This is a genomic window from Cupriavidus sp. 96C5-1 (assembly GCF_057798855.1).
This window is the reverse complement of sequence record NZ_JBYOJU010000071.1, coordinates 13,830-37,329: the sequence shown is the minus strand read 5'-3', so window position 1 is coordinate 37,329 and position 23,500 is coordinate 13,830. Positions and strand designations below refer to the sequence as shown.

The 23,500-nt window shown below is 65.7% G+C and carries 24 protein-coding genes and 3 pseudogenes; 17 read left to right on the top strand and 10 right to left on the bottom strand.

What is annotated here, in order from left to right:
* The 4 genes from AC3FOF_RS42015 to AC3FOF_RS42000 all read left to right on the top strand — a co-directional run.
* The coding region (locus AC3FOF_RS42015) for a thioesterase domain-containing protein (RefSeq protein ID WP_488730029.1) at positions 1-1,833 on the top strand (1,833 nt) is incomplete at its 5' end.
* An 89-nt stretch (positions 1,834-1,922) separates the two neighbouring features.
* Entirely contained in the window at positions 1,923-4,145 is a 2,223-nt protein-coding gene (locus AC3FOF_RS42010; protein ID WP_017231043.1) for a TonB-dependent siderophore receptor, read from the top strand.
* A 56-nt stretch (positions 4,146-4,201) separates the two neighbouring features.
* Positions 4,202-5,362: a PepSY-associated TM helix domain-containing protein gene (locus tag AC3FOF_RS42005; RefSeq protein ID WP_416047122.1), complete on the top strand. Its 1,161-nt coding sequence runs from the start codon at positions 4,202-4,204 to the stop codon at positions 5,360-5,362.
* The gene (locus AC3FOF_RS42000; protein ID WP_488730028.1) at positions 5,359-5,553 is read left to right on the top strand and encodes a hypothetical protein; all 195 of its coding nucleotides are present in this window, start codon (positions 5,359-5,361) and stop codon (positions 5,551-5,553) included. Before AC3FOF_RS42005 ends, AC3FOF_RS42000 begins: the two co-directional genes overlap by 4 nt.
* Here AC3FOF_RS42000 and fhuF read toward each other — a convergent pair.
* The gene (gene fhuF, locus AC3FOF_RS41995; protein ID WP_488730027.1) at positions 5,495-6,277 is read right to left on the bottom strand and encodes a siderophore-iron reductase FhuF; all 783 of its coding nucleotides are present in this window, start codon (positions 6,275-6,277) and stop codon (positions 5,495-5,497) included. The genes AC3FOF_RS42000 and fhuF overlap by 59 nt on opposite strands.
* Positions 6,278-6,450: 173 nt before the next feature.
* Here fhuF and AC3FOF_RS41990 point away from each other — a divergent pair, with 173 nt between their 5' ends.
* The 4 genes from AC3FOF_RS41990 to AC3FOF_RS41975 all read left to right on the top strand — a co-directional run bounded on the left by AC3FOF_RS41990 (position 6,451) and on the right by AC3FOF_RS41975 (position 11,752).
* On the top strand, positions 6,451-8,124 hold the full coding sequence (locus AC3FOF_RS41990) for a cyclic peptide export ABC transporter (RefSeq protein WP_488730026.1): 1,674 nt from the start codon (positions 6,451-6,453) through the stop codon (positions 8,122-8,124).
* A gap of 27 nt (positions 8,125-8,151) precedes the next feature.
* Positions 8,152-9,150 (top strand): alpha/beta hydrolase, encoded by a 999-nt coding sequence (locus AC3FOF_RS41985; RefSeq protein ID WP_488730025.1) that lies wholly within the window; start codon positions 8,152-8,154, stop codon positions 9,148-9,150.
* A gap of 74 nt (positions 9,151-9,224) precedes the next feature.
* A complete protein-coding gene (locus tag AC3FOF_RS41980) occupies positions 9,225-10,313 on the top strand; it encodes a GNAT family N-acetyltransferase (protein ID WP_488730024.1) in 1,089 nt (362 codons plus the stop codon).
* Between the two features lie 68 nt (positions 10,314-10,381).
* A complete protein-coding gene (locus AC3FOF_RS41975) occupies positions 10,382-11,752 on the top strand; it encodes a lysine N(6)-hydroxylase/L-ornithine N(5)-oxygenase family protein (RefSeq protein ID WP_488730023.1) in 1,371 nt (456 codons plus the stop codon).
* Here AC3FOF_RS41975 and AC3FOF_RS41970 read toward each other — a convergent pair.
* The gene (locus AC3FOF_RS41970; protein ID WP_488730022.1) at positions 11,716-12,426 is read right to left on the bottom strand and encodes a 4'-phosphopantetheinyl transferase family protein; all 711 of its coding nucleotides are present in this window, start codon (positions 12,424-12,426) and stop codon (positions 11,716-11,718) included. The genes AC3FOF_RS41975 and AC3FOF_RS41970 overlap by 37 nt on opposite strands.
* Positions 12,427-12,729: 303 nt before the next feature.
* On the opposite strand from AC3FOF_RS41970, the gene AC3FOF_RS41965 reads away from it, so the two are divergent.
* From AC3FOF_RS41965 to AC3FOF_RS41945, 5 genes and pseudogenes are all read left to right on the top strand, one after another.
* On the top strand, positions 12,730-13,281 hold the full coding sequence (locus AC3FOF_RS41965; protein ID WP_006163264.1) for an RNA polymerase factor sigma-70: 552 nt from the start codon (positions 12,730-12,732) through the stop codon (positions 13,279-13,281).
* Between the two features lie 151 nt (positions 13,282-13,432).
* Positions 13,433-13,696 carry a hypothetical protein gene (locus tag AC3FOF_RS41960; protein WP_488730030.1) on the top strand — a complete coding sequence of 88 codons (264 nt, stop codon included), beginning with the start codon at positions 13,433-13,435 and terminating at the stop codon, positions 13,694-13,696.
* Positions 13,693-14,145 carry a hypothetical protein gene (locus AC3FOF_RS41955; RefSeq protein ID WP_488730021.1) on the top strand — a complete coding sequence of 151 codons (453 nt, stop codon included), beginning with the start codon at positions 13,693-13,695 and terminating at the stop codon, positions 14,143-14,145. Before AC3FOF_RS41960 ends, AC3FOF_RS41955 begins: the two co-directional genes overlap by 4 nt.
* Positions 14,045-14,782, top strand: a complete 738-nt coding sequence (locus AC3FOF_RS41950) for an IS6 family transposase (protein ID WP_488730020.1) — start codon at positions 14,045-14,047, stop codon at positions 14,780-14,782. The genes AC3FOF_RS41955 and AC3FOF_RS41950 overlap by 101 nt, the downstream gene beginning before the upstream one ends.
* 54 nt (positions 14,783-14,836) lie before the next feature.
* Positions 14,837-14,929 (top strand): annotated as a pseudogene (locus AC3FOF_RS41945) (IS5/IS1182 family transposase); the annotation flags it as partial.
* Here AC3FOF_RS41945 and AC3FOF_RS41940 read toward each other — a convergent pair.
* Positions 14,919-15,050: pseudogene (locus tag AC3FOF_RS41940) on the bottom strand (DNA-binding response regulator); the annotation flags it as partial. The pseudogenes AC3FOF_RS41945 and AC3FOF_RS41940 overlap by 11 nt on opposite strands.
* A 193-nt stretch (positions 15,051-15,243) precedes the next feature.
* On the bottom strand, positions 15,244-15,954 hold the full coding sequence (locus tag AC3FOF_RS41935) for an SDR family NAD(P)-dependent oxidoreductase (protein ID WP_488730019.1): 711 nt from the start codon (positions 15,952-15,954) through the stop codon (positions 15,244-15,246).
* Between the two features lie 290 nt (positions 15,955-16,244).
* On the opposite strand from AC3FOF_RS41935, the gene AC3FOF_RS41930 reads away from it, so the two are divergent.
* On the top strand, positions 16,245-17,156 hold the full coding sequence (locus tag AC3FOF_RS41930) for a LysR family transcriptional regulator (protein WP_276264778.1): 912 nt from the start codon (positions 16,245-16,247) through the stop codon (positions 17,154-17,156).
* An 18-nt stretch (positions 17,157-17,174) separates the two neighbouring features.
* Here the strand turns inward: AC3FOF_RS41930 and AC3FOF_RS41925 are convergent, their stop codons facing one another.
* Together AC3FOF_RS41925 and AC3FOF_RS41920 are read right to left on the bottom strand one after the other, a co-directional pair.
* Positions 17,175-17,639, bottom strand: a complete 465-nt coding sequence (locus AC3FOF_RS41925; RefSeq protein ID WP_488730018.1) for a RidA family protein — start codon at positions 17,637-17,639, stop codon at positions 17,175-17,177.
* 169 nt (positions 17,640-17,808) lie between these two features.
* Entirely contained in the window at positions 17,809-18,759 is a 951-nt protein-coding gene (locus AC3FOF_RS41920) for a GlxA family transcriptional regulator (protein ID WP_488730017.1), read from the bottom strand.
* 166 nt (positions 18,760-18,925) lie between these two features.
* Between AC3FOF_RS41920 and AC3FOF_RS41915 the strand changes: the two genes are divergently transcribed.
* Positions 18,926-19,729 (top strand): SDR family NAD(P)-dependent oxidoreductase, encoded by an 804-nt coding sequence (locus AC3FOF_RS41915; protein ID WP_017231058.1) that lies wholly within the window; start codon positions 18,926-18,928, stop codon positions 19,727-19,729.
* Between the two features lie 569 nt (positions 19,730-20,298).
* Positions 20,299-20,544 (top strand): hypothetical protein, encoded by a 246-nt coding sequence (locus AC3FOF_RS41910; protein WP_488730016.1) that lies wholly within the window; start codon positions 20,299-20,301, stop codon positions 20,542-20,544.
* A gap of 76 nt (positions 20,545-20,620) precedes the next feature.
* Here AC3FOF_RS41910 and AC3FOF_RS41905 read toward each other — a convergent pair whose 3' ends face one another.
* The 3 genes from AC3FOF_RS41905 to AC3FOF_RS41895 all read right to left on the bottom strand — a co-directional run bounded on the left by AC3FOF_RS41905 (position 20,621) and on the right by AC3FOF_RS41895 (position 21,622).
* The gene (locus AC3FOF_RS41905; RefSeq protein WP_017231059.1) at positions 20,621-20,896 is read right to left on the bottom strand and encodes a hypothetical protein; all 276 of its coding nucleotides are present in this window, start codon (positions 20,894-20,896) and stop codon (positions 20,621-20,623) included.
* A 58-nt stretch (positions 20,897-20,954) separates the two neighbouring features.
* A complete protein-coding gene (locus tag AC3FOF_RS41900; RefSeq protein WP_488730015.1) occupies positions 20,955-21,116 on the bottom strand; it encodes a hypothetical protein in 162 nt (53 codons plus the stop codon).
* A 62-nt stretch (positions 21,117-21,178) separates the two neighbouring features.
* A complete protein-coding gene (locus AC3FOF_RS41895; protein WP_488730014.1) occupies positions 21,179-21,622 on the bottom strand; it encodes a hypothetical protein in 444 nt (147 codons plus the stop codon).
* 209 nt (positions 21,623-21,831) lie between these two features.
* On the opposite strand from AC3FOF_RS41895, the pseudogene AC3FOF_RS41890 reads away from it, so the two are divergent.
* Positions 21,832-21,897, top strand: a pseudogene (locus AC3FOF_RS41890) (hypothetical protein); the annotation flags it as partial.
* Between the two features lie 186 nt (positions 21,898-22,083).
* On the opposite strand, the gene AC3FOF_RS41885 reads toward AC3FOF_RS41890, so the two are convergent.
* Positions 22,084-23,469, bottom strand: coding sequence for an ATP-binding protein (locus AC3FOF_RS41885; protein ID WP_017231061.1), 1,386 nt, complete (start codon positions 23,467-23,469; stop codon positions 22,084-22,086).
* Positions 23,470-23,500: the final 31 nt, after the last annotated feature.

The following is a 23,500-nucleotide window of genomic DNA, read 5'->3' as shown; positions in this document are numbered from 1 at the left end:
GGCGCCTTTGCCCAGGCACGGCGCGCGCTGGGTGCGCGGACCTATATCAATGGCTATGGCCCGACCGAAACCGTGGTCACGCCGATGGTCTGGAAGGTGCGCGGCGATGCGCCGGAAGCGGATTTCGCGGGCACCTACGCCCCGATTGGCCGCCCGGTTGGCGACCGGCGCTGCTACCTGCTCGACGCGGAGCTGAAGCTCGTGCCGCCGGGCGTGGCGGGCGAGCTTCATATCGGCGGCGAAGGGTTGGCGCGTGGGTATCTGAACCGTCCCGGCATGTCGGCGGAGCGCTTCATTCCCGATCCGTTTGCCGATGACGGTGCGCGGCTCTACCGCACGGGTGATCTGGCGCGCTGGCTGCCTGACGGGCAACTGGAGTACCTGGGCCGGATCGACCAGCAACTGAAGATTCGCGGCTTCCGGATCGAACCGGGTGAAATCGAGGCGCGGATTCTGGCGCAGGCGGGTGTGGGCAATGCGGCGGTGCTGGCTGTCGAGGGCCCTGCCGGCGCAAGGCTGGTCGCCTATGTGGTGTCGGCCAGCGCTGCCCAGATCGACGTGGCCGCCGTGCGCACGGCATTGGCAGCCGACTTGCCCGACTACATGGTGCCGGCGGCGTTCGTCGTGATCGACGCCCTGCCCCTGACCCCGAACGGCAAGCTGGACCGTCGCGCGCTGCCGGCGCCGGAGGCCGAGGGTGCCGAGCACTTCGTGGCGCCGCGCAACGAAGCCCAGCGCTGGCTGGCGCAGGTCTGGCAGGAGGTGCTGGGCGTGGAGCGCGTCGGCCTTGACGACAACTTCTTCACGCTCGGGGGCGACTCGCTGCTGAGCCTGAAGGTGATTTCGCGCGTGCGGGCCAACAAGGCGCTGGGAATCGACCTGAAGCTGCGCGACCTGATGCGGACGCCGACCATCGGCCAGTTGCTGCCCGATGCGGAAGCCGCGCCCGTGGCGGCCACGGCGCTGCGGGTGCTGGCGCAGGGCCCCGCCGGCGGCGCCCTGCCGCCCGTGGCGTGCGTCCATGCCGCGCTGGGCACGCTGTTCGACTACGACGCCATCGTGGGCCAGCTCGGCACGGCGCGGACGGTCTATGGCTTCCAGTCGCGGGCGCTGGGCGATCCGGCGTGGCGCGACACGTCGCTGGCGTCGATCGCGGCCGACTACGTTCGCGAATGGCGTGTCGCCCAGCCACAAGGGCCCTATCTGCTGCTGGGCTGGTCGCTGGGCGCGACGCTGGCCACGGCGATGGCGCGCGAGCTTGAGGCCCAGGGGCAGTCGGTGCAATGGCTTGGCCTGATCGACCCATTCGTGCCGGAAGGCCGGGCGCCGGCTGCCGACGCCGCGCCGGGCTGGCCCGCGGCGCTGGCCGATTTCGCGGCGCGGTTGCTGCCGGGTGCCGGCGCCCTGGCGCTGCCCGCGCAGCCGGCCGCTGCGCCGGCGGCCGACCTTGTGGCCAGCCTGCTGGCGCCGCTCGTGGCCGCCTCGCCATCGCCGCAGGCCGGGCTTGGGGCCGCAGAACTGGCGCAGATGTTCGTCGCCGCGCATCGATTGGGCGCCATGGCGGCATCGCAGCAGGCGGTGCCTGTCGTAAGCGCGCCACGCGCCGTCTGGTGGCGTTCCAGCCGCGATATTGCCGCTGCGCGGCTGGCCGCATGGCAGGGAGCGCCATGGCGGGAGGCGGTGCTCGATGGGGTGGATCACCACGGAATCGTCCGCGACGCGCGGCTGCTGGCCGATCTGGCCGCCAGCCTCGACGCCGGGCTTTCGGGCGATGGACGCCCGCATTCCCCTGTGCCGACTGAGGGCATGTCCGCCACAAACCTACCGACGTAGGCCAGGAATCGTAATTTTATAAATGCAAATGCGAATAGTTTGCATTTAGAATCACTACTCCATCAAAAAACTGCAGAATCAGGAGAAATATGAGGACGGGTAAAAGCGCCAGGCCGCGTCAGGCTTGGGCGAATCGGCAACCATTCGCGCTGACCGCGCTGGCCATGGCTGTCACGATCCAGACGGCGTACGCGCAGACGAACGACGCCACGCCTGCCCCCGCCAGCGGCGGCGAAGTCCAGTTGCCGGCCGTCAGCGTGCGCGCCGATACGGTCGCCGAAAACTACGGCCCGGTGGGCAAGAAGTCGGTATCGGCCACCAAGACGGACGTGCCCATCGAGGACACGCCGCAGTCGATCAGCGTGGTCACGTCGGACCAGATCCGTGCCCAGGGCGCCCAGCGCGTGGAAGAAGCCCTGCGCTACAGCGCCGGCGTGCGCACCGAGCCGATCGTCGATACGCGGCGCGGCACGTACTACATCCGCGGCTTCAACGCCGCCCAGAACGGCCAGTACTGGGATGGGCTGAAGATGCCCTGGTCCGGCGGCTATGCCTACTGGGACCTGGAGCCGTACAGCCTGGAGCGCGTCGACATCGTGCGCGGGCCCTCGTCGGTGCTCTACGGCCAGACCGCGCCGGGCGGCCTGATCAACCAGGTCAGCAAGCGGCCGCAGGCGGAATCGTCGAACGAGATCAACCTGAGTTTCGGCAACTACGATCGCCGCGAGATCTCGGGCGATTTCACGGGTGCGCTCGACAAGGACGGCAAGGTGCTCTACCGCCTGACCGCGCTGGCGCGCGATAGCGGGACGCAGACGAACCACGCCGGCGACGACCGCCTGTTCATTTCGCCGCAGATCACGTGGCGCCCCACCGACGCCACCAGCTTCACGCTGTACTCGCAGATCTATCACGACAACGCCGGCAACAGCGCCGGCTTCCTGCCGGCCGTGGGTACGATCACGCCGTTGGCGAACGGGTCCAAGATCCCGACCGACTTCTTCCCGGGCGAACCGTCCTTCGAGCGCTTCAAGCGCGAGCAGTACATGGTGGGCTACGAGTTCTCGCATCGCCTGAATGACACGGTGACGCTGCGCCAGAACCTGCGCTACAGCCACATGTACACCAGCTACGAGGACATCAACGGCAATGGCGGTCTCGTATCGAATCCGGCGAATGGCCCGTACCTGCTGCGCCGCATCGGCCTGAGGTCGAACGAGTCGTACAACCTGTTCACTGTCGACAATCAGGCGCAGATCAAGGTCAAGCACGGCATCTTCGAGCACACGATCCTCACCGGGATCGACTACACGCGGTCCACGTTCGGTCGCCTGCTGGGCCAGACCGGCAGCCTGCCGACGCAGCAACCGCCTATCGACATCTTCAACCCGGTGTACGGCAACTTCGTGGCGCCGGCGTACCAGAGCGACACCACCACGGTGCGCAGCCAGGTGGGCTTCTACCTGCAGGACATGCTGCGCGTGGCGGACCGCTGGGTGGTGCAACTGGCCGGCCGCTACGACAAGGCGAAGGTCGATGCCGACGCCCGCACGCTGGCCACCAACGTCGTGACGCACTCCGGCACCGACGACGGCAAGTTCACCGGCCGCGCCGGCCTGCTGTGGGAAGGCCCGTATGGCCTGTCGCCGTACTTTGCCTACTCGACCTCGTTCGAGCCGACGGCCACCACCGTGCTGTACGGCGGCGGCACGCCGAAGCCCACCACCGGCAAGCAGTACGAGGCCGGCCTGAAGTGGCAGCCGAAGGGTACGCGCAGCTTCGCGCAACTGTCGCTGTTCAACCTGACGCAGCAAAACGTGCTGACGACGTCGCCGGTGCCCACCCAGGTCTCGCAGCTCGGCGAAGTGCGCTCGCGCGGTGTGGAACTGGAAGGCACGTGGGCCGTCACGAACAACTTCAACATCCTGGCGTCGTACACGTACACGGATGCCGAAGTCACGCAGGCGGGCCCGAACGCGCCGAACGCAGGCAAGACGCCGCAGTACATCCCGCGGCACATGGCCTCGCTGTGGGCGGATTACCGCCTGTCGAGCGGCTTCCTGCGGGGCGTCTGGCTAGGCGGTGGCGTGCGGTACATGGGCAAGTCGTATGACCAGACGAACGTGACGACCGTGCCGGCGTACACGCTGTTCGATCTGGCCGCGAGCTACTCCTTCGCCAAGCACTACACGCTGCGTCTGAACGTCAACAACCTGTTCGACAAGACGTATGTGGCCGGGTGCGACAGCGCCACGAACTGCTACTACGGTCGCCGCCGCACCATCATCGGTACGGCCACCTACCGCTGGTAAGCAGCAAGACGCCGCCCGTCCGTCCGGGCGGCGTTGCCTTGCAGGAGTCCAAGAACATGAAAGCCCCCACGCTGCGCTTCTGGTACGCGATCCATCGCTGGACCAGCCTGCTCTGCACATTGAATCTGCTGGTGCTGTGCGTCACCGGCCTACTGCTGATCTTCCACGAGGACATCGATGCGCTGCTCGGCCAGGAACATCACGGCGCGGTGGCTGCCGAGCGCACCGTTGCCGTGCCGGCACAGCGGCCGGCGTTGCAGACGCTGGTCGACGCGGCCCAGGCCGCGCATCCGGGTCAGATCACCAAGTCGATTTCGTTTGCGGACGACGATGCCGACGCCGTTGGCGTGCGCGTGGGACCCGTTGGCGAGCCGAAGCTGCGCAATGGCACGACGGTCCAGTTCGACGCTGCCACGGGCGCCACGCGCAAGCCGGGGCCGCCGGGCGAAACCTTCAGCGGCTTCATCCTCAAGCTGCACCTGAACCTGTTCCTCGGCCTGCCGGGGCAGTTCTTCATCGGCTTTATCGGCGTGCTGTTCGCGCTGAGCCTGATGAGCGGGCTCGTCGTCTACGGGCCGTTCATGCGCAAGCTGGCTTTTGGCCTGATCCGCTTCGGCAAGCCGGTGCGCATCGTGCAGGCGGACCTGCACAACCTGTTCGGCATCGTCGTGATGGTGTGGGCACTCGTGGTCGGGCTGACGGGGACGTTCCTGTCGTTTTCCCCGCTGATCATCGGGGTCTGGCAGAAGACCGAGCTGCAGCACCTGATCGCGACGCTGCCGGGGCCGACGCCCGCATCGTTCGTGCCGGTGGATCGCGCGCTGGAGCAGGCGCACAAGGAGGTACCGGGGAAGGACCCGGCCTTCGTCTTCTATCCGAATACCGAGTTTTCCACCGGACGCCACTACGGCGTGGTGCTGCGCGGCCACACGGAGCTGCAGAAGCGCGTCTACGCGATCGTGCTTGTCGATGCGGGCGACGGCAGCGTGGCCGCCGTGCGCGGCATGCCGTGGTATCTGCAGGTACTGCTGCTGTCGGCGCCGTTCCACTTCGGCGACTATGCGGGCCGGCCGCTGCAGATCCTGTGGGCGCTACTGACGGTCATCACGGCGGGCGCCACGGTGACGGGTTTCATTTTCTGGCTCAAGCGACCACGGCGCAGCCGCGAGGACGCCACTGCAACGCTGCCGCCGCAACTGTCGGGAGACCAGGCATGAAGCTGATCGACGATACCTGGCCGATGCCGGTGCTGCTTGGCGTGCTGTCCTTCGCGGGTCTGGCGGCCGGCATTTTCGGCGATGGCGCGTGGGACGCCCTGTGCTGGATCGGCCTGGGTGTGCCCGTTGCCGTCACGGCGTACTGGCTATGGCAACATTGGCGCCTGCGGACGGCGTCCGCGAAGGAGTAGGCGCCGTGCGCGGGCATGTGCCGCAATGGCCCTCGCCCGGCAAGCGGTAGTTCAGGCAGCAGATGCGTCGCACGGGCGCCACGCCCGGCTGGCCCGGTTCCGCGCCAGGTCGGAATGCGCCATGGAACGGGTTGGCGAAGCCGTCGATGGACACGGGTGCGTCGATCCATGCCAGCACTTCCGCGCGCTGCGCGGGCGTCAGCACCAGATGCGCGGCCAGTTGCCGCGCGATGCCCGCGGCGGCCACGCCACCCGTACACCAGAGCAAACGCCGGGATACCCGGGCGGCTACGGAAAACGCCGCCACCACGCGCGGCAGATGGGCGTTGACCAGCGGTGACAGCAACGCGGCAAGCGTGGCGCCGGACGCCTCGCCGCCGTCCGGCAGTACCAGCATCGCCAGCCAGCCATTGGCTGCGCCACACCAGACCACCGCGTCTGCGTCGAACGTCAGACCGCGCCGATGCAGCGTGGCCGCGACAAGCGCTCCTGGTAGCACCGCCATCGTGTAGTCGCGGAACCACGCCGCGGCGAGTGCCCGCAGGTCCTCGCAATCGCTCGCACGGGACGCACGCGCCAGGCATTCGGCGGCCCAGCCGGCGTCCAGACTGGCACCGCGTGCCATCACCCCCGATGGTTCCGCCCCCGCCGCACTGGCCAGCGCGAGTCGTTCGGCATAGGGCCGCAAGGGCCCGGCGAAGAATGGGGCGAGAAAGTCGATCATGCGGTACGTGTTGCGTCGGCCATGGCGAGATGCCGGCCTGCCTGACGGATGACGAATGGCCTGCGATGGAAATTAGGGAGGTGGCTCCATGACGATGGGCTTGCATGACGCCCCCTAATTTTCCCCGCGCGCCGCACGTCATCCAGGCAATGCCGATCCCGGATCTAGCCAGCATGTCGCTTATTGCCTCCCTGCCGCGCAAGCTGCGGCTCACCATCGTCCTGGCCGCCGCGGCCAGCCTGGCCGCTGGCCTGTGCGCCGTCAGCATGGTGGCGCTCATCAACCGCGTGCTGGCCACGCAAGGCGCGGACGCGCCGCAACTGGCACTGCCGTTCGCGGCGCTGGCGATCGCCGTGCTGGCGTGCCGCACGCTGGCGTCGACGCTGTTCGTGCGCGTCAGCCAGAGCGCGCTGGCGCGTATCCGTGCGCAGATCTGCGAGCGCTTCATTGGCGCGCCCTACCCGCATATCGAGCAGACCGGCAATGCGCGGGTGCAGGCGGCGCTGGCCGATGACAGCACCCACGTGGCCAACGGCCTGTCCGTGATTCCGGTTGTGCTGACCAACTCGATGGTTGTGCTCGGCTGCCTTGGCTATCTGGCGTGGCTGTCGCTGCCGACGTTCGCCATCGCCTGCGCGATTCTCGGTGTCGGCTCGTGGTTCTATCACTGGAACCACCGCCGCGCGCTGGTGCACCTGAAGCAGGCCGGTATCGCACAGGATGCGCTGCACGGCCATTTCAAGTCGCTGGTGTCGGGCGCGCGCGAACTCAAGCTCAATCACGACAAGCAGCGCAGTTTCATTCGCGACAGCCTGGGCGTGACGCTCGATGCCGTGCGCACCGCACGCACGCGTGGCCTGTCGATCTTCTTTGTGGCGCTGGGCTTCGGCAGCTTCCTGTTCTTCGCGGTGATCGGCGGCGTGCTCTTCGCGCCGCGCGCAACGCCGCTGGACCCGGCCGTGATGACTGGCTTCACGATCATGTTCCTGTACATCATGTCGCCGCTGGAATCGCTGCTCAATGCGCTGCCGGCGCTGAGCATGGGGCGTGTGGCATACGCGCGCATCGAGGCGCTGGGTGCCGATGCCGCGCCCGAGGCTCCGCCCCGCGACCGAGCAGTCTCCCGCTTTGCCAGCGTGTCGCTGGATGCCGCCAGCCATCGCTACTTCCACGAAGGCGAAAACAGCTTCTTTGCGCTGGGGCCGGTCGATCTTGCGCTCCATGCCGGTGAAATCGTGTTCCTGGTGGGCGGCAACGGCAGCGGCAAGACCACGCTGGCCAAGCTGATGGCTGGCTTGTATCCGCCGCTGGCCGGCGAACTTCGCCATAACGGCGAGGCGGCCGACCCCGCGCATCTCGCCGACTATCGAGCGCAGTTCTCCGCCGTGTTCTCCGATTTCCACCTGTTCGACACGCTGCTTGCGCACGCTCCGCAGGACGACGCGCTGGCCAATCGCCTGATCCAGCGCTTCCAGTTGGGCCACAAGGTCACGGTGCGCGACGGTCGCTTCACCACGCAGTCGCTGTCGCAAGGCCAGCGCAAACGACTGGCGCTGATCGTCGCGTGCCTGGAGCGTCGCCCGGTGATGATCCTCGACGAATGGGCCGCCGACCAGGACCCGCTCTTCAAGGACGTGTTCTATCGCGAAGTGCTGTCGGAACTGCGCGCGCAGGGCAAGGCGGTGCTCGTGATCTCGCACGATGACCGCTACTTCGACCTGGCCGACCGCGTTGTGAAGATCGAGAACGGCCAGATCGTCAGCGACACCGTGCAGGCGCATCGCGGGGCGCAGAGCGACACGGCCACGCTGGCCACGGCCACGCTGGCCACGGCCACCGCTGCCTGACGCGCGGCAACGTCCACGGAGAATTCCATGCCCCTGCATCCCGACCTCGAAGCGCTGCTCGACATGGTGGAAATCGCCACCGCAACCGGAAAACGCCCGGTGATTCATCAACTGACGCCCGCGCAGGCGCGGCGCGAGTTCGATGACGCGTCCACGGCGCTCGACTTGCCGCCCGAACCCGTGGGCCGCGTCGAAGCGCTGCGTATTGCCACGCGAGACGGGTCCGACATCGACGCCCGGCTCTACGCGCCCGATCGACAAGGAGACGGGGATGCGCTGCCGGTCCTGCTGCATTTTCATAGCGGCGGTTTCACGGTCGGCAGTCTCGATTCCCATGCGTCCCTATGCACGGCGATCGCCGCAGCCACGCCTTGCGCCGTGGTGTCGGTGGCGTACCGGCTGGCGCCGGAGTTCAAGTTTCCAACTGCGGCATATGACGCCATCGATGCGCTGGCGTGGCTGGGCAGGCATGCCGCATCACTGGGTCTGGACGCCTCCCGGGTCGCCGTGGGCGGCGACAGCGCGGGCGGAACCCTCAGCGCCATGCTTGCCCTGGCGGCGCGCGACGAACCCGCCTTGCCCCGGCCATGCTTTCAGGTGCTTTGCTATGCGGGCCTTGGCGGCACCACCGACACCGCTTCGCATCGGCAGTACGGCGAAGGGTATCTGCTCGATACGGACACGATCGAGTGGTTCTACAGCCAGTACCTGCGCGACGAGGCGGACCGTCGCGACTGGCGCTTTGCGCCATTGCGCGCCGAGGATCATCGCGGCGTGGCGCCCGCGCTGATCGTGCTGGCCGAATGCGATCCGCTCTGCGACGAGGGCCACGCCTATGCGCGAAAGCTCGCCGATGCCGGCGTGCCGGTCGTCGTGCGTGAATACGCGGGCATGGTTCACGAGTTCCTGCGCATGGGCAATATCGTCGCCGACGCCGGCGAGGCCCGCGCGGAAATTTCCGGCGCACTGGCCCGCGCCTTCCAAACGCGCGATGCAACGGCGGTGCCGTTGCATCGCGCCGCCTGAGCGCTAAATTCTCCACGCCGCGCATCGTCTCGATAGGCATGACGGCAGACGTCATGCACCGTCCAACGAATGCCATGCCAGACACGAAGATCCATATGCCGACAACGCTTGCTCCTTTTTCGCGCCACCTGTCGTTCGCGGCGCAGCCCACGTTGCGCCGCGAGAGCCGCTACGACGGTTCGCGCCTGACGGTGACGAGGGGCGGCCAGCCCCTTGCCAGCTTCCAGTTCGCTGGCGACGTGCTGCGTCTGCACGACAGCCACGCCGATGACCACGAACTGGCCTATGCAACGATGGCCGCGCTGGATGCCGCTTTCGCCAACGGCGCGCCGTACGCGCTGCGCGTCGATATCGAATCGCGCGGCGCACGGGATCGTCTTCACCAGATCGGCGCGCTGCTGCGCGAGCCCGGTGGCGCGCGTGGCGGTATCGCGGGTACTGCGCACGCCAGCCTGCTTTGGCAACGCCCCGAGTTGTACATGGCGGCGTCCGAAGGGCCGTTCCCGCTGCGCTATGCGATGACCGATGGCAAGCGCCATCCGCTGCGGCCGGGCAAGCCGGATGGCGTGGTCTATGCGCGCCATATCCCGTGGCTCGACAAGACGCTGATGCTGCGCGCCGCTGAACTGGAGCGGGATCTGCCGCTGCTGCATCGCTGGATGAACGATCCGGATGTCGCCTACTTCTGGAACGAGGAAGGCGACGAGGCCAAGCATCGCGCCTATCTGCAAGGGCTGATCGACGATCCGCATATGCTGCCGCTGATCGCGTCGTTCGACGACACGCCCTTCGGCTATTTCGAGGTGTACTGGGCCAAGGAGAACCGCATCGCGCCGTTCTACGATGCGCACGAGCACGATCGCGGCTGGCACGTGCTGATCGGCGAACCGGCGTTCCGGGGCAAGGCGTTCCTGACGGCGTGGTTCCCGGCCATCCAGCACTACCAGTTCCTGGACGATCCGCGCACGCAGCGCATCGTCGGCGAGCCGCGCGCCGACCACGTGCGCCAGATCGCCAACCTCGACAAGGCGGGCTTTTCGAAGATCAAGGAGTTCGACTTCCCGCACAAGCGCGCGATGCTCGTGATGCTGCTGCGCGAGCGGTTCTTCGGCGAACACCTGCTCTTGCCGGACACCACGGCGCCAGCCACGCCACGCAACTGATTCCTCTGCCAACGGGGCGCGCGTGCGCCCTCTTCCCTTTTTCCCGATTGCTCAGCAAGGACCGAAACATGACGCTCCGCGACATCTCTCCCGCCGTCCACGATCTGGTCGGCATCGGCTTCGGGCCATCGAACCTGGCCCTGGCTATCTCGCTTCAGGAGCAAGCGGCTTCCGGCCGGCCGCTCGACGCGCACTTCCTGGAAAAGCAGCAGAACTACCAGTGGCACGGCAACACGCTGGTTTCGCAGAGCGAGATGCAGATCTCGTTCCTGAAAGACCTCGTGTCGATGCGCAACCCGACCAGTCCGTACAGCTTCGTGAACTACCTGCATCGCCACGGGCGACTGGTGGACTTCATCAACCTGCGCACGTTCTATCCGAGCCGCATGGAGTACAACGACTACCTGCGCTGGGCCGCGAGCCACTTCGCGGGGCAATGCAGCCTGGGCGAAGAGGTGCAGACGATCGAGCCCGAGACGGATGGCGGCAGGATCGACCGCGTGCGCGTGATCTCGCGCGATGCGCAGGGGCGCGAACGCACCCGCGTGGCACGTTCCATCGTGCTGTCGACCGGCGGCACGCCGCGCATTCCGGAAGCGTTCCGCGGCATGCGCGATGACAGCCGGGTCACGCACCATAGCGGCTATCTGAACTGGATCCGCAACCAGCCCTGCGTGGGCGGCAAGCCGATGCGGATTGCCGTGATCGGCGCCGGCCAGAGCGCTGCCGAGGCGTTCATCGACCTTCACGACAACTATCCGTCGGTAAAGGTGGACTGGATGGTGCGCGGCGCGGCGCTGAAACCCGCTGACGACAGCCCGTTCGTCAACGAGATCTTCGCGCCGGCCTATACCGACGTGGTGTTCGAGCAGGCCCAGGCTGGCCGTGACCGGCTGATCGAGGCGTACCTGAACACGAACTACTCGGTCATCGACGCCGACCTGATCGAGCAGATCTACGCGATGCTGTATCGCCAGAAGGTCAGCGGCCAGTTCCGCGCGAACCTGCTGACGTGCAAGGCCGTGCGGGCCGCCCATGGCGGTGCGAATGGGATCGAGCTGACGGTCGCCACGACGGCGCCCGGCGCGGGTATCGATGCCGATTCCGAGACGCGCCGCTATGACGCCGTGGTGCTGGCCACCGGCTATGAGCGCGAAAGCCATCGTCGCCTGCTGGAGCCGCTGGCGCGCTATCTCGGAGACTTTTTGGTGGATCGCAACTATCGCGTGCAGGCGGCGCCGGAGCTGGCCGTGCCCGTGTACCTCCAGGGCTTCTGCCAGAGCAGCCATGGTCTGAGCGATACGCTGCTGTCCGTGCTGCCCGTGCGCGCCGAGGAAATCGCCGGGGCGATCCACGATGCATTGAGCGCGAATCGCGATCGTTGCTGGGCCCCGTCTACGGTTCAGAAGGGTGGCAGCCAGGCCATTGCCGCGGCATAGCCCGGAGGCGCGTCCAGCCGATAGAGCCGGGTCCGCGCCAGCGCTGCCGCATGGGCAGCGAGCTGGCCGGATTCTGGGCGGACGGTGAGCCAGCGCGCGCCGTGCGCGTCGCCCACATCGCCTTGTTTCGTATCGACGGCCACCGAAACGTGCTGCAGGTGGTCGGCAATCCCCAGCCCCAGCGCCTTCAGCAAGGCTTCCTTGGCGGTCCATAGCAGGTGAAACGCCTCGGGCCATGCCGCCGCCGGCATAGTTTCGAGCCAGTCGCTCTCCCGCGCGGTCAGACAGTGCGCCGCCATCTCGCGCAGCGAGTCCTGCCCTAGTCCGGGGTCGATCCGTTCGATATCGACCCCCACCGCCCCGCCGCCCTCCGCCAGGGCGATCCACGCGAAATTTCCCGCATGCGACACGTTGAATCCCGGGGCCGCCGAAATTTCTAGCCATGGCTTGCCGTGCGGGCCGGTTTCAAAGCGCAGGGAATCGGCAGGCAGGCCAAGCCTACGCCCCAACAGCGCGCGCAGTGCGGCGCGGGTGGCGGCGTAGCGCAGTCGGTCGGATTGCAGCCGAAGATTCGCCGCATGGGCTTGCTCTTCGGCGTTCAGGCACTCGATCAATATGCCCCTTGAGGCGCTTTTCCCGTCGAGATGCAACTGCCACAGCGCGACGCTCGGCATCGGACTGGGAAGAGATGTGAGGGGCGGCACGCCCGGGGCGAATCGAATCTCCATTAAGACCATGACGAACGGCGAGCGTATCTATTTAGAGGGGCCAGCCGATGCGTCACGTGGCTGCCAAGGCGTCTCAACCGCAGCCTGGACGAGTGAGCAAGGGAGAAATTTAATGGCTTTCACATCCCGAAATCGTGATAAAAATTTCATCTTTACTAACAACAGGGTTACTTTTTTATTAATTGACTATCATTCTCATTCTTATTAACGTACCTGCTCCGCACTGCACCAATTCAAGGAGCCGCCCCCGTGATTCCCTTAACCGAAATTGGCACCAGTCTGACGCCCGCCCTTGGCGCGGACACGCTGTTGGGGCTTTTCGTGGCAAATCGACGTGCGCTGGTGGGTGCCGCGGCCCGCATCGTGGGTTCTCGCGACCAGGCCGAAGACGTGGTGCAGGACGCCTTCCTGCGCTTGCGCACCATGACGGACGAGCCGTCGATCCGCAGCCGTCTCAGCTACCTGTTCCAGATCGTTCGAAACCTGGCGATCGACACGTACCGACGGCAGTCGCTGGAACAGAAATGGATGGCGCCGGAGGACGAAGGCGTCAACGCGCCCTCCCCGGCCACGCTGCCCGACATCATCGTCCGGGATCGCCAGGCGCTGTGCGCGCTGATGGGCGCGCTGGCCGAACTGCCGGAGCGCACGCAACGCGCGTTCGAGATGTGCCGCGTGCAGGGCATGGCGCAGAAGGATATTGCTTCGGAACTCGGCGTCTCGCCGACGCTCGTGAATTTCATGGTGCGCGATGCCTGCATCCATTGCCGTGCCCGATTGACCCGCCAGCAGGCCATCTGACTGGCGCACCCAAGACCGCCTCGAATCGCCGCCACGCCGGTATCACGGCCTGCCCCCCGCTGGCAAGGCTGACCGAAGCCACCGCGTTGCCAATCCACCGAGCCCCCTTGGACAATCCGGATTGCGTGAACCGATTCCGCCCCCCGATTCCATGGCACGCTCGCTTGCGCTCGTCGCGTTGGCCGCTTCGCTGTCTGGTTGTGCCGGCGCCCCGTCCATAGGCCTGTCTAGAGCCTATTTCCCGCTTTGGCTGCTGAGCGCCGTGATTGGCATCGCGGGCGCCATCGTTGCCTGGCGCATCCCCATCGCCACGGGCTGGGCGGATATTCTCGGTTTCCCGCTGCTCGTCAACACGGCAATCGGCCTGATGATCGCCGAGATCGTCTGGCTCCTCGGTACGGGGCACATCCTATGAAAATGGCCGGTGTCCGCCGCGGACCGCTGCGCGGAAAGCTGATCGTCCTCCTCATCGTCCTGCTCGCCGTCCTCCTGTCGGTCTACGCGTACGAACGCACCGTCCGCTATCCCGCTTCGGACGACGCCTCGCTCGATGCGGACCTCGTCCGCGCGATGCTGGGCACGCGGCGACGCACCATCGGCACGGAGCGTGGCACGGCGTCCGTGGCATCCGAACAGATCGCGCGCGCCGAGCAGAATTACGCACTGACCGCGCGGACGGTAGAACGGTTGCGGCCGTTGGCCGCCGATGGCTATGTGCCGAAGGCTCTGTCACGTTACCGGCATGGTCGCGTAAGATCGTGCAATGAAAAAGACAAAATCGCTCTATCATGGCCACCGATTCCCGGCGGCGGTCATCAGCTGTGCCGTGCGCTGGTATTTCCGGTTTCAGTTGAGCCTGCGTGATATCGAAGAGCTGCTGTTTGAACGCGGCATCATCGTTAGCTACGAGACGATCCGCCGATGGTGCGACAAATTCGGTTCGGGCTTCGCACATCGCCTCAAAGCTGCCCGTCGCAAGCCGGGTTCGACCTGGCACCTCGACGAGGTGTTTTTGATGCTGCGCGGCGAGCCTTATCTGTTGTGGCGGGCAGTCGATCAGCACGGCGCCGAACTTGATATCCTGCTGCAGAAGCGGCGCGACAAGGCTGCGGCAAAACGGATCTTCAAACGCGTACTGGCGGCCTGTCCTGAGGTGCCGCGCAAGATTGTCACTGACCAGTTGCGCAGCTATCCGGCGGCGAAGGCTGAGATTCCCGAACTGGCGAGCGTCAGGCACGTCTTCGTCAAAGCCAGTGCTCGGGTCAATAACCGCGCCGAAAACAGCCATCAGCCCACGCGTGAACGTGAGCGTCGAATGCGTGGTTTCCGGGTTCCTGAGCGCACGCAGGCTTTCCTGTCGAGCTTCGGTCCCATCCGGCAGCATTTCGCGCTCAAGCGGCATCTGCTACGGGCATCACTCTACCGAAAACAACTCGCCGCACGGTTCGATGCATGGCGTCTTTTGACCGGCCTCACCCAAAATCCGTCCACCGTCTTCTGAGCGATGCGCCGCCCTTGCTTGCATTGTGTTCAGCCACCGCAACGTGACAACACCGCCGCTGGCATTGCGACCTAGATCGTTCGTCGCGGCGAACCGCACTGCAGCGGTCGAGGCAAGACCAGGTGCGTCGTCGAGCGAACGATCGCATGCACCGGCCATCCGGCACCACGGTCACACGCAGGCCGTTCTTGGTGAGATAGGTCGAGACCAGCTCGCGGATCTCCCGGTCGTCATCGACGATCAGGATGTGGTCGATATGTGCGTCCATTTGCATCGTCCCGGCGCGATTGCCAGCGAACAGCCGCTATGCTGTGCTGCATGGCATGAATGACTGGCAAGCAGTTGCGGAGCTGGCGACTCGCGCCAACGCGCGCGGCATGCCCACTCCCCGGGCCACCACCAGCATCATGTCGATAATGCCACGGGTGGCGCCCAAGCGGGGGCAGACCTGACGGGCCCGCTCAATGCCCGGCGCTCTGGCCGCCGTCAACGTGCAGGATCTCGCCGGTGACGAAGGGCGCGGCGTCGAGGTACAGGACCGCATTGACGATGTCCCGCATCTCGCCCATATGCCCCATCGGATGCAGCGCGCCCAACGCCTCATGGGTTTCCGGTGCATGCATGGGCGACTTGATGATGCCGGGCGCCACCGCGTTGGCACGAATGCCGGCCTTTGCATACTCGATGGCCAGCGACCTGGTCGCGGCGTTCAGGCCGCCCTTGGTCAGCGACGCCAGCACCGACGGCACGCCGTTGATGGCATGGTCGACCAGGCTAGTGGTGATGCTGACCACGTGGCCGCTGCGGTTCTTCTCCATCTCGGCGATGGCCAGCCGCGTGATATGGAAGAAGCCAGTCAGGTTGACGCCCGTCATCGCGGCGTAATCCTCGTCCGTATAGCTGGTGAACGGCTTGGCGACGAAGATGCCGGCATTGTTGACCAGCGTGTCAACGCGGCCGAACCTGGCAACGGCTTCGGCGATGACGCGACGCGCCGTGGACGGATCGGCGATGTCGCCGGCGACCGTCAGGATGTCCTGATCGTCGGACGGCCTAATGCTGCGCGCCGTCGCCACGACGCGGTGGCCACGCTCGCGGAATGCCTTGACCAGTTCGGCGCCAATGCCTTGCGATGCGCCCGTGATGACTACGACTTTCTGTGCTGTGCTCATTTTGAACCTCGATGTAAGTTGAGTCGGCCTCGCCGCCGATCGGGCCGGTGGCTCCGATGGGTTCCAATCTAGGCAATTCCGTACGGCCTTCGAAGACCTCGCGGGAACAAACAGTTGTGCGTGGCAAGTACAAGTGGCGCCGTACGCCGCTCCCTCTGAAGCGATATGTAAGTACCTTTATCATCACCTAAACGCGCTGCCGGCCCTCCCGCATCGACTTCCGTCGATGCCACACATATGATTCTTGGATCGCTTGATCCTATCGGCCGCATGGTCACCAACGACAAGACATGAAACGGCAATTCGATGACCTTCAGCTTGGCAGCATCGAGCTGTTCTGCCTGGCGGCTGAGCTGGGCAGTTTCACCGCGGCCGCCGTGGCCGCCGGCGTGACACCGCCGGCAGTCAGCCGCACAGTTCAGAGACTGGAGGAACGCCTTGGGGTCCGTCTGTTTGTGCGAACCACGCGGCAGATCCGCCTGACCGACGAGGGACGGGTGTACTTCGAGCAGAGCCGTGGCGCGCTGGCGCAACTGGTAGACGCGGAGCGGCAGATCAGCGGCCAGCACGGGGCCCCCGCCGGGCGGCTGCGCATCAGTCTGCCGACCCCTTACGCCCACTATCGCGTGCTGCCGGTGCTGCCGGCATTCCGGAAGCAGTACCCGGAAGTTGACATCGACGTGCACATCAGCAACCGCAACGTCGACTTCGCGGATGACACCTATGACCTCTCGGTGCGAGGACGCGCGCCAGATGACTCGAACCTGATCGCCCGCAAACTGGAAGACGCCGAGCTGGTTGTCGTGGCAACACCCGGGTATCTCCGGCGTGCCGGCACGCCGCAATCATTGGAGGACCTGCTCAAGCATGAGTGCATCCAGTTCGAGCGGCCAAGCAGCGGCCGCAAGCTCCCATGGAGCTTCCAGGTCGACGCAGAGGAGACGGAGATCGCCACGACCGGCGGGTATGCGGTGTCAGAGGATATTCTCGGCGGGGCAACGCTGGTGCGCGCCGGCGCCGGCCTGTTCCAGACCTACCGCTTCGTCGTGGAACAGGACCTGCGCGATGGCGCACTGGTGGAGGTATTGCAGAATTACGGCGGCAGTTCGCGGCCTTTTGTGCTGCTTTACCCGTCCGCGCGCCATGTCACGCGCCGGGTACGGGTGTTCGTCGACTTCCTGGTCGAGAAATTTTCGGCATAGCGGCGCGAAGCGCTGCGCTCATGCGGACCGGATCTGGGCAATGACAACGAGAATCACGGCCGCATTCCCCGGCTGCTGGAAGTGGGAGGAAATGGTCCGCGCGTGGCCGGCCTTTTCCGCCAGCACGTCACGGAACAGATCGGATGCGCCGTCGAGGACCGTCGGCTGTTCAAACCAGCCCGGCGCACTGGCAATGTGACCGTCGACACGGACAATGTGGTCCAGGCGCCCGAAGCCATCCAGGTGGGCGTCGATCTGTGCCAGCACGTTGAGCGCCGCCAGCTCGGCCGCGCTCCTGCCCTGCTCGACGGTCAGATCCGTGCCGATCCGGCCCTGCCAGACTACCTTGCCATCCTGCAGCGGCAACTGCCCCGAGATAAACAGCAGATCCCCGGCCTGGCTGACCGCTGTATAGCTGCCCAGAGGCTGCGGGGGAGGCGGTAACACCAGGCCGCGCGCGGCGAGTCGTTCGTGAATGGACATGGTGTCTCCAATTGGATCGGACGGGAATTCGAGAACCGCATGACGTATCGTCACGGGGGATGCCTTGCATTCTGGACAACCATCGCCGCAAGATCATTGTGGTCCACCGCATTTCACTTGTTCCGTGGCCTTCACAATGCGCGCGCCGATCCGGCTGCCGTCGCGCTTTCTATGCAGCCTGCAGTTCAGCGCCGCGCGCCATGCGCCGGATCGCCTGCGGCGGTTGCCCAAAGGCCCGCAGAAAGGCACGACGCATGCGCTCGCGATCGCCGAATCCGGTGTCCCGCGCCACCACATCGATGGTATGACGGCCGGCTTCCATCATCAACCTGGCCGCCTCCACACGCAGATGCTCCACGGCCTTGGCGGGCGTCTGCCCGGTCTCGTCCCGGAATGCGCGGGCAAACTGGCGCGGGCTCAGGTGCGCCGCATCCGCCAGTTGTTCCACCGAGAGTTCCAGTTGCAGGTTCTGCCGCGCGAAATCCAGCGCGGCACGAATGCGGTCCGAGCGAGGCTCCAGGTCCAGCAGCGCCGAGAATTGCGACTGCCCGCCGGCCCGGCGGTGATACACGACAAGCTTCTTCGCCACATCGCGCGCGACCGCCGCGCCTGCGTCTTTCTCCACAAGCGCCAGTGCCAGATCGATACAGGCTGACATGCCGGCCGAGGTCCAGACCGGGCCGTCGATGATGAAGATACGGTCCTCCTCCACCCCGACGCCCGGGAAGCGCCGCCGCAGTTGCTCCGCGTAGTACCAGTGCGTCGTGGCGCGACGGCCATCCAGCAGTCCTGCCTCCGCCAGGTTGAAGGCGCCAGTACAGGTCGCGCCAATGCGCCGCGAGGTCCGTGCCGCGCGCTGCAGGAACGCCACCAGTGCGGGCGGCGTGGGCAAAACGTCGTTGTCCCCCACTACCAGCACCGTATCGAAGCGGCGCCGGCCAAACGGCTCTGTACTGACGGCGAAGCCGCCCGAACTCATCACGGGCCCGCCATGCTCGGACAGCAGGTGAACTTTGTACAGCGGCTCCCCGAGCGACCGGTTGGCGAACTCCAGCACCGTCGAGACCGCCAGATTCAATGCCTGAAACCCGGGATAGAGGGCAAGGGCTACGTGATGCATATCGATCTCCATGGCGAATCAGAGGCACCCGCCGGGTGATGGCAGAAAAGGTGGCATCTATGACATTGGCGTCACGCCATTATGTCCCTAATCTTCGTTTCACGCAGCCGTCGGATCCACCGCCGATTGCCAAAACCCCCATCCACACTGAATCTGGAGAACTGACATGACAACACACTCGTACGCCGGCACCGCACTGATCACCGGCGCGTCTTCCGGCATCGGCGCCATCTATGCCGACCGCCTGGCCCGCCGTGGCCATGACCTGATCCTGGTGGCGCGCAGCCGCAACCGACTCGAAGCGCTGGCCCGCCGGGTTACGGACGAGACCGGCCGGTCGGTCGAGATTGTGACGGCAGACCTTGGCCTGGCCGCCGATGTACGACGCATCGAAGACGTGCTGCGCACTGACGCCAGCATCACCACGCTGGTCAACAACGCCGGTATTGGCGGCGCGGCGCCGCTGCTGCAGTCGGATGTCGACAAGATGCAGGCAATGATCGAACTCAACGTCACCGCCCTGACGCGCCTCACCTATGCCGCCGCACCTGCCTTCGTTGCGCGTGGCCAGGGCACGATCATCAACATCGCCTCGATCGTCGCGGTGGCGCCCGAGGTCCTGAATGGCGTGTATGGCGGCTCGAAGGCGTTCGTGCTGGCCTTCACCCAATCGCTGCAGCACGAGCTTGCCGGCAAGGGCGTGCGCATCCAGGCCGTGCTGCCGGGCGCAACCCGGACCGAATTCTGGGACACCGCCGGCCAGCCGGTCGAGAACCTGCCGCAAGGCATCGTCATGAGCGGCGACGATCTGGTGGACGCCGCCCTGGCCGGGCTGGATCTGGGCGAGGTGATTACCGTGCCGTCGCTGCCCGAAGCTGCCGACTGGCATGCCTTCGAGGCCGCCCGCGCCGTGCTCGGTCCTAATCTCTCGCGCGACCAGCCCGCCGCGCGGTACGGCGTCGCGCGGTAACAGGTGCCGCCAGACGGGTGCTCTCTGCGGCGCCCATTCGCTGACATGCCGGTATCCGGGAAGCGCCTCGGATACCGCGTCTCCTCCTCGCCTTTTCCCGCTCCGTTCCTCCCACCCTCCTCTCTCGACCCGTGCAAGACGCCTCTCCGAGTCCCCTTTTGTACCGCCATGTCAGCGGGTGTTCGACGCAGTAATCATGGCCTCGCTAGTGGCGAACTCGCTTTCCAACTGACAGGCGACGGCAAGGCGATTCACGAACTCATTTCCCCGAGTGCCAACCGTCGCTCGCAGCGGCATCACCCGTGCTCAGGGAAGAATGTTGGAGTTTGCCGGCAATCCAACCCTGTTCAGACCGTTCGCGGTGCGGGCCAGATTCTCCGGATTCCTGAAGGGCATACGAGCGATCTGATCTGCGAACGAGTAGGCCGGGTTGATGGCGATGAGCTCGTCCCAGACGCCACGCGCTTCGTCGAGATAACCAAGGTTCCCGAGCGAGGCAGCAAGATAAGCCCGGTTTATGTCTGTCTGAGGGACAAGGAGGATGCGCTCCCGCAGGACCGCGATGGGGTGTGGATGCGCTGGCTGGTGAAGTCATCTCGCCTGCCTGGCGTGCCAAGCCGAGCTGGTACCTGATCGCCAAGGACGACAAGATGATTCCACCGGATGCGTCCGAGCTGCTCGCAGACCAAGCCACCTCGCTCTCACCGGTGCCAGAAATCAGTTCGCCAACACAAGGAATTTCAGAACGTGCGGCAGATTCGAGATCCGCGCCAGATCGGGCCCTATGGGTATTCAGGAAGCACAAAGTGGCCTGAATCCCAGCACAAATACGGCACACCTCGATTCATTCAGGGCCCATGCCTTGAGCATGGGCCCCGCACCTTATATCGATCAATGCTTGCGATGCCCCTGGGCCTTCCCGTGGGAGGTACGGGTATGCGTTTCGCTCCGATCCTCCGCACGCGCGCGTCCCTTGTCGCGGTCTACCGCGTCCGGACCGTTGGAGTTGCGCAGGCCGCTGCCGCTGATGTGGCTGTCCGAACGGCCGCCAAAATCGCCTCTGGCCCCGCCGCCCATGCCACCACCGCCATGCTGGGCGAAGGCCGCCATCGAACCCGTCGCCAGGACGGCCGCCGCGATCAAGGATAGTACGCGAGTCTTTTTCATCAGAGTCTCCTCAGTTAGGTAAACACACTGCTGGTGCAGCCGGCTGCGGTTCAATTGCTCAGCAACGCCCCTTCTTGGCCTGACCCGGTGGGCAGAAGCCCGGCCCCGGGCCTGGATCGACGACCACCGCAGCAGGTGTCTGAACCGCGACACCAGGCGTATAGACCGTGCAGCCGGTCGCAAGCGTGCCAGCCAGCACCGCGCCGAGAATGAATTTCATTTCTTCTTCTCCCTTGTCTCAATTGGGCACCGGCGGTACCGGTATCCTGGCTTGCTTTCGCGTCAGAATCCGAAATTCTGGATCACGTTGCCCACGGTCACGTTGACCTGCTGCGTGCTGACTGTCCCGCTGGCGCTCGTGGCCTGGATGCCGTACTTGCCTGCCGCAGCAGCGTCCGCCGTCAGCGGAATTGGCAGCGTGGTCTGGTAGGTCCCCACCACAGGAGCGCCGGCCGGCAGCGCAGCCTGGGTCGGGAACAAGCTGTAGGCGCCCGTATCGCTTGCCGCGGCAGTCGATGCAATTTCGAAGGTGCCGCCGCCCGTCGATTGAAGTGCGCGGATGGTCGCCAGTGCGCTGGCCGGGGTGACTGCTCCGGAAACGGTGCGGAACACCGAACTCGGGAGGGTGATCGGCAAGGCCGCGGTCGACACGGCAGTGCTGCCGCTCGCTACCACGGGCACGCTGCGCACGATGCCGGTGCCGCGCCCGTTCGCGGAGGTCGGCACGATCACCACGTCCACATTGCCGGCAGCACTGCGGATCTTCCGATTGGGTGAGTACCGTCAAGCCGCAGAACCTTTCAGCAGGCGATTCTGCGCGCGGCTACCGCCAGATCTGCCACGAAAGGTACGATTACCCTTGAAAGAGCCCGGGCGGCGTGCACAGGCAAAGAGTTGCGTGTGGGTGCAGATGAACGGCTCAGGACCACCTGTGACAGGTGATGCAGGTGGCCATGCTCGCCGCGGGCTTTTCCGCCGGCGAGGCCGACCAGCTGCGCCGCGTCAACTTTAGTAGCGAATTCGTACCATCTTTAGTTCGTTTGACAGCAGACGACCATGAGCAAGCCTGCCCATCGGTACCGCTCCGACACCGCGCTTGAGACAGATCATTGAAGGCCCCACGCTTCCAAACACCCGCTCCCCACGGGAAACTCAGCTACGAAGATGCGTTGGGGCCTCTGGATCCCTCATGACTCAGTGCTGCGCGCCGGGATGAACAGACGGGCCTCGAGCCCACGCTCGGCCCTGCGACGTAACTGCAACTCGCCGCCATAGCAATCGCCAATGGAACGGACAATCGATAACCCCAGACCGCTGCCCTGCGTTCCCGCGCTGCGGCGCCAGAAGCGCTCGACCGCCTGCACGCATTCGGCGTCAGTCAATCCAGGTCCCTCGTCGAGCACGCAGAAACAAACGAAGTCATCGCCAGCAAGTTCGACTCTCAGTTGAACGATACTGGACGGGAGCGAATACCGCAGTGCGTTGTCGAGCAAATTACGTAGCGCCGACACCAGCAAGGCCTCTGGGATTGCAACGGAAAAGGGCACGCCCCGGCCGGCCTCCTCCAGCACCAACCGACCTGCAGCGCTGTGGGTGGCCGTTGCATCCTCCACCGCCTGCCGGGCTGCCGAGCCCGCGTCCACACAGTCGACGCTTCCCGGTTCGACCCGTCCGTCCAGTCGCGCCAGCAGCAGTAGCTGATCCAGCGTGCCCTGCAGCCGCTGAACGCCGTGGTCGGCATTGGACAATGCTTCCGCTAGAATCCCTGCCGCCTGCGGCTTGGTGGAAGCGAGCCCGGCTACCTGCAGGTGGGTCTTGATCGCAGTCAGCGGCGTGCGCAGTTCATGCGCGGCGTCGTCGGTAAAGCGGCGCTCACGGGCAATCGCCCCCTGGACCCGCTCCAGCAAGCGGTGGATGGTGCTCACCAGTGGGCGCAGTTCGGGCGGCGTGTCGGTCTCAGACAGCGGCATCGCATCGTCGGGACGGTGCTGAGCCAGCGCAACGCGCACGCGCTCGATGGGAGCCAGCCCCCGGCCGATGCCGAACCACAACAGCGGCAGACTGCCTGCCAAGGCGACAACAAAGGGCACACCCGCCGACAAGGCAATGTCGCGCAGCAGGCCTTCGCGTACATCTACCCGGTCGGCCGTGGCAATGCGAATCCCACCCTGCTCAAGGACATAGGTACGCCAGAGCTTGCCGCCGAATAGGTGGGTGCCGTACCCAGGCGAGGCGACGGCAAGGCCGGGGCTGCCCGCCGTGCGCGCCATGGTCTGGGTCATGACTTCCCCTCGCAGCAGGCTGACCTCGCAGGCCAGGCCGTCGCGTGCGATCACGTCGAGCGGCGAGCCACCCCGCCCATCCGCAGGGGCCACGGATGACGGAAACTGAAGCGCTAGCCCGGCCACCATGCGCGCCGACGCCGCCAGCCGATCATCCAGCGCGGTACGCAGTTCATTGCGCACGTCCAGGAACATCCACATCGCCACCGCGCTCCACAGCAGGGTGAGCGACACACCGATGATGGCCAGCAGACGCACGCGCAGGCTGGTGGAGCCTACTTCTGCTGCCATTACCGAGCCCCCTCGGTGGTTCGATCTTGCG

What these genes read in the sequence shown, in the direction of transcription:
- AC3FOF_RS42010 (WP_017231043.1), top strand. Translation starts at nt 1,923, where the DNA reads ATGAGGACGGGTAAAAGCGCCAGGCCGCGTCAGGCTTGGGCGAATCGG.
- AC3FOF_RS42005 (WP_416047122.1), top strand. Translation starts at nt 4,202, where the DNA reads ATGAAAGCCCCCACGCTGCGCTTCTGGTACGCGATCCATCGCTGGACC.
- AC3FOF_RS42000 (WP_488730028.1), top strand. Translation starts at nt 5,359, where the DNA reads ATGAAGCTGATCGACGATACCTGGCCGATGCCGGTGCTGCTTGGCGTG.
- fhuF (WP_488730027.1), bottom strand. Translation starts at nt 6,277, where the DNA reads ATGATCGACTTTCTCGCCCCATTCTTCGCCGGGCCCTTGCGGCCCTAT.
- AC3FOF_RS41990 (WP_488730026.1), top strand. Translation starts at nt 6,451, where the DNA reads ATGTCGCTTATTGCCTCCCTGCCGCGCAAGCTGCGGCTCACCATCGTC.
- AC3FOF_RS41985 (WP_488730025.1), top strand. Translation starts at nt 8,152, where the DNA reads ATGCCCCTGCATCCCGACCTCGAAGCGCTGCTCGACATGGTGGAAATC.
- AC3FOF_RS41980 (WP_488730024.1), top strand. Translation starts at nt 9,225, where the DNA reads ATGCCAGACACGAAGATCCATATGCCGACAACGCTTGCTCCTTTTTCG.
- AC3FOF_RS41975 (WP_488730023.1), top strand. Translation starts at nt 10,382, where the DNA reads ATGACGCTCCGCGACATCTCTCCCGCCGTCCACGATCTGGTCGGCATC.
- AC3FOF_RS41970 (WP_488730022.1), bottom strand. Translation starts at nt 12,426, where the DNA reads ATGCCGAGCGTCGCGCTGTGGCAGTTGCATCTCGACGGGAAAAGCGCC.
- AC3FOF_RS41960 (WP_488730030.1), top strand. Translation starts at nt 13,433, where the DNA reads ATGGCACGCTCGCTTGCGCTCGTCGCGTTGGCCGCTTCGCTGTCTGGT.
- AC3FOF_RS41955 (WP_488730021.1), top strand. Translation starts at nt 13,693, where the DNA reads ATGAAAATGGCCGGTGTCCGCCGCGGACCGCTGCGCGGAAAGCTGATC.
- AC3FOF_RS41950 (WP_488730020.1), top strand. Translation starts at nt 14,045, where the DNA reads ATGAAAAAGACAAAATCGCTCTATCATGGCCACCGATTCCCGGCGGCG.
- AC3FOF_RS41935 (WP_488730019.1), bottom strand. Translation starts at nt 15,954, where the DNA reads ATGAGCACAGCACAGAAAGTCGTAGTCATCACGGGCGCATCGCAAGGC.
- AC3FOF_RS41930 (WP_276264778.1), top strand. Translation starts at nt 16,245, where the DNA reads ATGAAACGGCAATTCGATGACCTTCAGCTTGGCAGCATCGAGCTGTTC.
- AC3FOF_RS41925 (WP_488730018.1), bottom strand. Translation starts at nt 17,639, where the DNA reads ATGTCCATTCACGAACGACTCGCCGCGCGCGGCCTGGTGTTACCGCCT.
- AC3FOF_RS41920 (WP_488730017.1), bottom strand. Translation starts at nt 18,759, where the DNA reads ATGCATCACGTAGCCCTTGCCCTCTATCCCGGGTTTCAGGCATTGAAT.
- AC3FOF_RS41915 (WP_017231058.1), top strand. Translation starts at nt 18,926, where the DNA reads ATGACAACACACTCGTACGCCGGCACCGCACTGATCACCGGCGCGTCT.
- AC3FOF_RS41905 (WP_017231059.1), bottom strand. Translation starts at nt 20,896, where the DNA reads ATGAAAAAGACTCGCGTACTATCCTTGATCGCGGCGGCCGTCCTGGCG.
- AC3FOF_RS41900 (WP_488730015.1), bottom strand. Translation starts at nt 21,116, where the DNA reads ATGAAATTCATTCTCGGCGCGGTGCTGGCTGGCACGCTTGCGACCGGC.
- AC3FOF_RS41885 (WP_017231061.1), bottom strand. Translation starts at nt 23,469, where the DNA reads ATGGCAGCAGAAGTAGGCTCCACCAGCCTGCGCGTGCGTCTGCTGGCC.